We start from the raw sequence: 5,210 nt of genomic DNA on the forward strand, positions 1-5,210 counted from the left end.
TACGCCTCTTCCGAAAAAACTAGTTATTTTGTACTACATTTTTAATTTCAAAATGGGGGTTAATGCTCTATTTATTTCAAAATGAGAATTGCTGTATAATATACCGATAGGTTGCCTAATTTTAACAAGCTTTTGGAGTGACTTGTTGTCTGTTTAATTGAAATGGCACAAGAGTTTAGAATACAATTATATGTGATTTTTGAGAGCCTGTTGCTGAACAAGTCGGCATCGTAAGGGCACACTTGCTCAAGATTGACTTTTGACTTCCGCTTTGCGGTAGTAGTTACCTAAAAATCACGAGCGATCGCTTGAGAATAACTGATAAAGTTGAGCTACGCAAAGTTGAAAACAGTGTTATATGCCTGCGTTTCTATTAGAAGTTGGTACAGAAGAACTACCTGCAAGTTTTCTCAGTGATGCTTTAGTGCAATGGCAGGAGCGCATTCCCCAAAGCTTGGAAGCAAACAGCCTCAAGGGTGAAAGTGTCCAGGTGTACGGTACTCCCCGGCGTCTGGCGGTAGTGATTAAAGGTCTACCATCCCAGCAACCAGACCGAGAAGAAGAAATTAAAGGGCCCCCCGCCCAAGCCGCCTTTAAAAATGGTCAGCCTACTGCTGCTGCTATCGGCTTTGCCAAAAAGCAAGGCGTAGAAATGGATGCGCTGTTTCTCCGCCCCACTGACAAAGGAGAATTTGTTTTTGTACAAAAACAAATCCCCGGTCGTCCTGTGGCGGAAATTTTGACAGAACTTATTCCCCAATGGATTTGGGGTTTAGAAGGTAAACGGTTAATGCGTTGGGGAAATGGAGATGCGAGGTTTTCCCGACCAATTCGTTGGCTGGTAGCTTTGTTAGACGAGACGGTGCTGCCTTTAGAATTAGTGAATGGTTCTAAAACGATTCAGAGCGATCGCATTTCTCAAGGTCATCGGGTTTTACATCCTGAACCTGTGACAATTGCTCAAGCTAGTGATTATCTTACCGCCCTCAAGTCTGCTTATGTCACCGTTGACCCAGAAGAACGGGCAAATATTATCAAAGAACAAGTAAAGGCAGTAGCAGAGAATTTAGGCGGGTATACAGTAATTTACCCCGATTTGTTAGAGGAAGTAACTAACCTTGTAGAACATCCTTCCGCAGTTGTCGGTAAATTTGAACCAGAATTTTTGGAATTACCAACTGAGGTAATTACTGAAGTCATGGTTACTCATCAGCGTTATTTCCCTGTATTCAAACCAGGTAGTTATCAGCAAGAATTATTGCCCAATTTCATCACCATTTCTAACGCTGATCCCAAGAAATCAGATATTGTTGCTGTAGGGAATGAAAGGGTAATTCGTGCCAGATTAGCTGATGGCAGATTTTTCTACGAAGCTGATTTAACGAAGCCGTTAGAAAGCTTTTTACCCCAGTTAGAAAAAGTTACTTTCCAAGAAGAATTGGGTTCGGTGCGTACCAAAGTAGATAGAGTAGTCAAAGTTGCCGAGCGAATAAGCACCCAATTAGAATTAGCCCAAAATCAAAGCCAAAAAATCCAACGTGCTGCTTTATTATGTAAAGCAGATTTGGTTACTCAAATGGTGTATGAATTCCCCGAATTGCAAGGGATAATAGGAGAAAAGTATGCCTTGTCCAGTGGCGAAGATGCCGAAGTAGCAAAGGCAATTTATCAACATTATTTGCCAACAGGAGCCGGTGATAATTTTCCCGAAACACTCACAGGTCAAATTGTCGGTTTGGCAGATAGATTAGATACTTTAGTAAGTATCTTTGGTTTAGGTTTAATTCCCTCTGGTTCCTCCGATCCCTTCGCCTTGCGCCGTGCGGCTAATGCTGTAGTTAAAATTACTTGGTTTTATAATTTGCCAATAAATTTAGATGATTTATTGGCACAAATATCCACAGACTTTGCAGCGAAATATCACAAAGAGCAGGCATCATTAACCGCAGCGTTACAAGATTTTTTCTTACAACGCATCCGCACTTTACTACAAGAAGAAAAGATTGATTACGACTTGGTAAATGCAGTTTTGGGAGAAAATGATCCAGAATACACAGAACGGGCGTTAAAAGATTTATTGGATGTACGCGATCGCGCCTTATACTTACAAAAAATCCGCAACGACAGTAGCTTAGATAACATCTACGAAACCGTTAACCGTTCCACACGATTAGCCGCTCAAGGTGATTTGGATACAAAACAGCTAGAACCAACAACCGTAGTTCGTACAGAATTATTTCAAAAGCCTTCTGAAGAAGCTTTGTATAAAGCCTTAATCGATTCAGTACCGCAAACTCAAGCAGCACAGCAGACACGAAATTATCAATTGTTATTAGCAGCACTAGGAAAAATTGCTCCGACAGTTAGTAATTTCTTTGATGGCCCAGATAGCGTATTAGTTATGGACTCCGATCCAGAAATTAAACGTAATCGATTGCACTTACTGGGATTAGTTCGCAATCATGCCCGTGTTTTAGCTGACTTTGGGGCGATCGTCAAAAATCTGTAGCGTAGGTCAACAAAAACTTGTGTAATTTTTGCCAATAAACGCTACTATAGGGATTGCTTAACCAGGGACACTCTGCTGCAATCTATGTCCAGAGCTACTGTAATTGGATTGGGAAAGTCCGGTGTTGCTGCGGCGAGATTGTTGAAACGGGAAGGTTGGGAGGTAGAGCTAGGTGATAGCAACACCTCCGAAACCCTCCTACAACAACAACAAGAACTCGCTGCCGAACAAATAACCGTGAAACTAGGCCAATCCCTAGAATTGAATGGTGCTAATTTACCCGAATTAATAGTCGTTAGTCCTGGCGTACCTTGGGATATTCCTGTGTTAATCAAGGCACGCCAATTAGGTATTGAAACCATTGGAGAAATAGAACTCGCTTGGCGAAATTTGCAATTGCTACCTTGGGTAGGAATTACAGGTACTAACGGTAAAACTACTACCACAGCTTTAATTGCTGCCATTTTTCAAGCAGCAGGCTTAAATGCACCCGCCTGCGGTAATATTGGCTACGCCGCTTGTGATGTTGCCCTATCTTGGAAGGGGAGAGGATCAGGGAGCAGGAAGCAGGGAGCAGGGGGAGCATTTGATAATTCCTCACTCTTAACTCCTAACTCCTCACTCGACTGGGTGATTGCGGAAATTAGCAGCTATCAAGTAGAGTCTTCGAGTTGTCTTGCACCACGTATCGGTGTTTGGACGACTTTCACACCGGATCATCTAAGTCGCCATAAGACTTTAGAGAACTATTACAACATCAAAGCCAAGCTGTTGCGTCAGTCCGAGTTGCAAGTATTCAATGGCGATGATGCCTACTTGAGGCAAAAAGGTTTAAGTGCTTGGCCTGATGCCTATTGGACAAGTGTCAAAGGCAAAGATTTCCTGATTAGCGAAAAAGGCTTTTACATCGAGGACGACTGGGTTGTGGAAAAATTGACTGCAACCTCTGCACCAGAACCGATTGTGAAAGTATCTACTTTGCGGATGGAGGGAGAACATAACCAGCAAAATCTCTTGATGGCAGTAGCAACGGCACGATTAGCGGGAATTAATCGTGATGCGATCGCACATGCTATTGTTGAATTCCCCGGTGTTGCTCATCGTTTGGAGCATATCTGCACTTGGGAAGGTATTGATTTTATTAACGACAGCAAAGCTACTAACTATGATGCTGCCGAAGTTGGTTTAGCATCTGTAAAAAGTCCAGCGATTTTAATTGCTGGTGGAGAAGCTAAAGCAGGTGATGATACTGGCTGGTTAGCACAAATTCAAACCAAAGCTGCTGCTGTGTTATTGATTGGCTCTGCTGCATCCACATTTGCCCAACGTCTCCAAGAGGTGGGGTATTATTCTTACCATATTGTGGAAACTATGGAAAGGGCAGTTCCGAAAGCGGCGGAATTAGCTAAAGAGTATGAAGCGCCTGTGGTGTTGCTATCTCCGGCTTGTGCGAGTTTCGACCAGTACCCGAATTTTGAGGTTCGGGGCGATCGTTTTCGTCAGTTGTGCCTTGCTTGGGCGGAAGCAGAGAAGCTTCAATATAATTCGATTCTTTCATCTCCTCTAGCTAATTAATTCAGGCGTTGCTGAATTAGGGGATGATTTTGCACAATTTCTAACGAATTTTCAATGGTTTCAACCGCCAATTCATCCCGCAGTTATGTAACGCCTTAATTCACTGTGTGACTCACAGCTACACAGTGAATTTATTATGTAAAATTATTAACAATTTGGGTATTTTATAGCAAATAACTGTATTATACACATCTGAATAATAATACTGTGCAGCCAGGAGAGATTTATGAAATTCAAAATGGTCACAGCTTGGCAATATGCAAAGAAAAATTTTGTTTTCCCAAGAAATATTATATTTTTTGGGTTGGCACTTTTTCTAATTTTAGGTTTTAGTACGGCTGTAAACTTGATACCATTGGCTCAACCTGCCACAGCTCAAGTGGCTCCAATCTCAACCACTATTCCACGTTATGTTGTAACGGCTGAATTTGGTAGAGATAGAGGAGGTAGCGATTACACATCTTTTGTGACCTCAGCAGCCGCTTCAGATTGCCAAAAGTTTTGTATTGATGATAACAGGTGTAGTGCTTATACCTATGTTCGACCAGGAGTACAAGGTGCTAATGCTATTTGTTATTTAAAAACTGTAGCACCAGCATCAACACCAAATAGCTGCTGTGTATCCGGTGTGAAATTGTAAGTTAAAAGTGCGGTGCGAATTTTTGCCAATCTGTACTAGAAGGATTGTTTAGGGCTAATTTCGTGATTTCCGATAATTATGTTTTGATGTAGTTTGCAACTTCAACCTCATGAGCGATGCTTGTAGGTTTAGGAATAGGTAAACCATCTTCTAACATTCCTTCTAGATGAAATTCAATAGCTTCTGCAATCATCTGCTTTACTTCTTCTAAGGTTGCACCTGTAGTTACACAACTTCAATCACCACTACGTAATGCATTGCTGTTCTCCTTATATTTGCAACTTCAACCTCATAAGCGATGCTTGTAGGTTGAGGAATAGGTAGACCATCTTCTAGCATTCCCTCTAGATGAAATTCAATAGCTTCTGCAATCATCTGCTTGACTTCTTCTAAGACACTGTTGGCGAAATATTTCTTCACATTAAAAAGCGATAAAAATTAATCAATTTGGAGAAATCGTAAGTGACTTCTTGCAGCAGTTTTGGC

5 protein-coding genes are annotated in these 5,210 nt (G+C 41.7%); 3 read left to right on the forward strand and 2 right to left on the reverse strand.

The window, feature by feature from the left end:
- Nucleotides 1-358 precede the first annotated feature (358 nt).
- The 3 genes from glyS to V7K25_RS02350 all read left to right on the forward strand — a co-directional run bounded on the left by glyS (nt 359) and on the right by V7K25_RS02350 (nt 4,724).
- Entirely contained in the window at nt 359-2,509 is a 2,151-nt protein-coding gene (glyS, locus tag V7K25_RS02340) for a glycine--tRNA ligase subunit beta (protein ID WP_335154714.1), read from the forward strand.
- An 84-nt stretch (nt 2,510-2,593) separates the two neighbouring features.
- Nucleotides 2,594-4,084, forward strand: a complete 1,491-nt coding sequence (murD, locus tag V7K25_RS02345) for a UDP-N-acetylmuramoyl-L-alanine--D-glutamate ligase (protein ID WP_335154716.1) — start codon at nt 2,594-2,596, stop codon at nt 4,082-4,084.
- A gap of 226 nt (nt 4,085-4,310) precedes the next feature.
- Nucleotides 4,311-4,724 (forward strand): PAN domain-containing protein, encoded by a 414-nt coding sequence (locus tag V7K25_RS02350; RefSeq protein WP_335154718.1) that lies wholly within the window; start codon nt 4,311-4,313, stop codon nt 4,722-4,724.
- 76 nt (nt 4,725-4,800) lie between these two features.
- Here V7K25_RS02350 and V7K25_RS02355 read toward each other — a convergent pair whose 3' ends face one another.
- Both V7K25_RS02355 and V7K25_RS02360 read right to left on the reverse strand, forming a co-directional pair.
- Nucleotides 4,801-4,917, reverse strand: coding sequence for a hypothetical protein (locus tag V7K25_RS02355; RefSeq protein WP_442948050.1), 117 nt, complete (start codon nt 4,915-4,917; stop codon nt 4,801-4,803).
- Nucleotides 4,918-4,949: 32 nt separating this feature from the next.
- Complete coding sequence (locus V7K25_RS02360) at nt 4,950-5,144, reverse strand: type II toxin-antitoxin system HicB family antitoxin (RefSeq protein WP_442948051.1); 195 nt, start codon at nt 5,142-5,144, stop codon at nt 4,950-4,952.
- Nucleotides 5,145-5,210: the final 66 nt, after the last annotated feature.

Origin of the sequence: Nostoc sp. (genome assembly GCF_036919495.1) — a bacterium.
In the GTDB taxonomy this organism is placed as follows: domain Bacteria; phylum Cyanobacteriota; class Cyanobacteriia; order Cyanobacteriales; family Nostocaceae; genus Nostoc.

Coding starts and splice junctions, on each gene's coding strand:
- glyS (WP_335154714.1), top strand. CDS start 359: ATGCCTGCGTTTCTATTAGAAGTTGGTACAGAAGAACTACCTGCAAGT.
- murD (WP_335154716.1), top strand. CDS start 2,594: ATGTCCAGAGCTACTGTAATTGGATTGGGAAAGTCCGGTGTTGCTGCG.
- V7K25_RS02350 (WP_335154718.1), top strand. CDS start 4,311: ATGAAATTCAAAATGGTCACAGCTTGGCAATATGCAAAGAAAAATTTT.
- V7K25_RS02355 (WP_442948050.1), bottom strand. CDS start 4,917: ATGATTGCAGAAGCTATTGAATTTCATCTAGAAGGAATGTTAGAAGAT.